The organism is Mesorhizobium sp. LNJC405B00, from assembly GCF_000502615.1.
Classification (GTDB): Bacteria; Pseudomonadota; Alphaproteobacteria; order Rhizobiales; family Rhizobiaceae; genus Mesorhizobium.
This window is the reverse complement of the sequence record NZ_AYWC01000052.1, coordinates 1-2,653: the sequence shown is the minus strand read 5'-3', so window position 1 is coordinate 2,653 and position 2,653 is coordinate 1. Positions and strand designations below refer to the sequence as shown.

Annotated in this window: 3 protein-coding genes and 2 pseudogenes; all 5 read left to right on the top strand. The window is 61.4% G+C overall.

What is annotated here, in order from left to right:
- Positions 1-340, top strand: a 340-nt coding sequence (locus tag X756_RS0136250; protein ID WP_031239775.1) for a cbb3-type cytochrome c oxidase subunit I, incomplete at its 5' end; no start/stop codon positions are given.
- Between the two features lie 11 nt (positions 341-351).
- Positions 352-1,159 (top strand): annotated as a pseudogene (gene ccoO / locus X756_RS01000000166475) (cytochrome-c oxidase, cbb3-type subunit II).
- Between the two features lie 12 nt (positions 1,160-1,171).
- On the top strand, positions 1,172-1,321 hold the full coding sequence (locus tag X756_RS136310) for a CcoQ/FixQ family Cbb3-type cytochrome c oxidase assembly chaperone (RefSeq protein WP_023673929.1): 150 nt from the start codon (positions 1,172-1,174) through the stop codon (positions 1,319-1,321).
- 2 nt (positions 1,322-1,323) lie between these two features.
- The gene (ccoP, locus tag X756_RS136315) at positions 1,324-2,187 is read left to right on the top strand and encodes a cytochrome-c oxidase, cbb3-type subunit III (RefSeq protein ID WP_031239774.1); all 864 of its coding nucleotides are present in this window, start codon (positions 1,324-1,326) and stop codon (positions 2,185-2,187) included.
- 217 nt (positions 2,188-2,404) lie between these two features.
- A pseudogene (locus tag X756_RS01000000166470) lies at positions 2,405-2,653 on the top strand (cytochrome c oxidase accessory protein CcoG); the annotation flags it as partial.

Here is a 2,653-nt window from a genome sequence, read left to right as displayed (position 1 = left end):
ACTCTGGAACCGTGAACGCCTCTATTCGCTCAGGCTCGTCACCTGGCATTTCTGGCTGGCGACGCTCGGCATCGTTGTCTACGCCGCGGTGATGTGGGTGTCCGGCATCATGCAGGGCCTGATGTGGCGCGAATACGACGAACAGGGCTTCCTGGTCTACTCCTTCGCCGAAACCGTGGCAGCCATGCATCCTTACTACATCATGCGTGCCATCGGCGGCGCCATGTATCTGGCCGGCGCCCTGCTCATGGCCTGGAACATCGCCATGACCATCCTCGGCTACCAGCGCGAAGAAGAACCTATGCCGGGCGCCCTGCCCGTCCTGCAGCCTGCCGAATAAGGAGCCAGACAATGGGCTTGATGGACAAACACGCGCTGATCGAGAAGAACGCCACGCTTCTGCTCATCGGTTCGCTTCTCGTGGTCACCGTGGGCGGTATCGTCGAGATCGCACCGCTCTTCTATCTCGATAATACGATCGAGAAGGTGGAAGGCATGCGGCCTTACTCGCCGCTCGAACTTGCTGGTCGAAACATCTATGTCCGCGAGGGCTGCTACCTCTGCCACAGCCAGATGATCCGCCCGTTCCGCGACGAGGTCGAGCGCTACGGCCACTACAGCCTGGCGGCCGAGTCGATGTACGACCACCCCTTCCAGTGGGGATCGAAGCGCACCGGACCTGATCTCGCCCGCGTCGGCGACCGCTATTCCAACCTGTGGCACGTGGATCACCTGACAGATCCACGGTCCGTGGTGCCGGAATCGATCATGCCGAGCTATGCCTTCCTGAAGGACAAGCCGATCGCGGTGAAGGACTTCTCTACGCATCTGGTCGCCAACAGGCGCGTCGGCGTCCCCTACTCCGACGACATGATCGCCAACGCCAATGCCGATTTGATGGCGCAGGCTGATCCCAACGCCGACACATCCGGCNTACTCCGACGACATGATCGCCAACGCCAATGCCGATTTGATGGCGCAGGCTGATCCCAACGCCGACACATCCGGCCTCGAGGCCCGCTACCCCAAGGCTAAGATCGGCGACTTCGACGGCAACCCGCAACAGGTCACCGAGATGGACGCGCTGGTCGCCTATCTCCAGATGCTCGGCACGTTGGTCGATTTCAAGAACTACGACGAAGCAGCCGGCTACCGCTGAGGAGGTTTGTCCATGGATTACAATTTGATGCGGGAGTTCGCTGACAGCTGGGGTCTGGTCGCCATGGCGCTGTTTTTTGTCGGCGCAATCATCTTTGCCCTGCGCCCCGGCAGCCGCAAGCTGGCCGACGAAGCTGCCCGGATTCCCCTTGAGGACGAGTGATCATGAGCGACGAGCACATCGATGAAATCTCTGGTGTTTCAACCACGGGTCATGAGTGGGACGGCATCCGGGAGCTCAACAACCCGCTTCCGCGCTGGTGGGTCTGGACGTTCTACATCACCATAGTCTGGGCGATCGGGTACACCATCGCCTATCCGGCATGGCCTCTGCTGCACACGGCAACCAAGGGTGTGCTCGGCTATTCCAGTCGCAACGATGTCGGGAACGAGTTGTCCAAGGCTGAAGCAGCCAAGGGCAAATATGTCGCCGCGATAGAAGCGAAAAGTGTTTCGGAGATCGCGGCGGACGACACGCTGCGCGAATTCGCCGTCGCCGCCGGCGGTGCCGCGTTCAAGCTCAATTGCGTGCAGTGCCATGGTTCCGGCGCCCAGGGCTCCAAGGGCTTTCCCAACCTCAACGACGACGACTGGCTGTGGGGCGGCAAGGCGGACCAGATCCAGCAGACGGTTACACATGGCATTCGCTTCGCTACCGATCCGGATACGCGCCTGTCCGAAATGCCGGCCTTTGGCGACATCATCACTGCCGATCAGATCAAACAGGTCAGCGCCTATATTGCCAGCCTGTCCCAAACCGTCAGCGATCAGGTGTTGGTGGCGCCCGGCGCCAAGGTCTTTGCCGAAAACTGCGTGGCCTGTCATGGCGACAATGCAAAGGGCAACAAGGAACTCGGCGCTCCTGATCTGACCGACGCCATCTGGCTCTACGGATCGGGCGAAGCCGCCATCGCCGCCCAGGTAACCGCACCGAAACAGGGCGTGATGCCGGCTTGGGGCGCGCGCCTGGGCGAAACCAGGGTCAAGGAACTTGCGGTTTACGTGCATTCGCTTGGCGGTGGGGAATAGGAACGGGGGCCTATTCCCTGCCCTTCACCGTCCAAGCGACGAGGCCCGGCTCTGCCGGGCCTCGATCTGTTTGCGTGTACCCGGCGATTGACCTGCATCAACGCGGCGCCATCCGGTCGGCGGCACAATCCGATCCACGCTGCATTTCGCTGACCTGACTGCACCAGCCAGGACATTTACCCCGGCGAAATGACGAGTTGCGCGACGGGAGAAACCAGTGCTGGACAATACGCAGGTAGAACGGCTCGAGGCTGAGGCGGTCAACTCCGCCAAGGTGCGCCAGCCAATGTATGCCGCGCGCAGGAAGATCTTCCCGAAGCGGGCCTCGGGCAGCTTTCGCCGATTTAAATGGATCGTGATGGCGATCACGCTGGGCATCTACTATCTGACGCCGTGGCTGCGCTGGGATCGGGGTCCGTTTGCCCCCGACCAGGCGGTGCTGCTTGATGTCGCCAACCGGCGCTTC

Coding starts and splice junctions, on each gene's coding strand:
- ccoP (WP_031239774.1), top strand. CDS start 1,324: ATGAGCGACGAGCACATCGATGAAATCTCTGGTGTTTCAACCACGGGT.
- X756_RS136310 (WP_023673929.1), top strand. CDS start 1,172: ATGGATTACAATTTGATGCGGGAGTTCGCTGACAGCTGGGGTCTGGTC.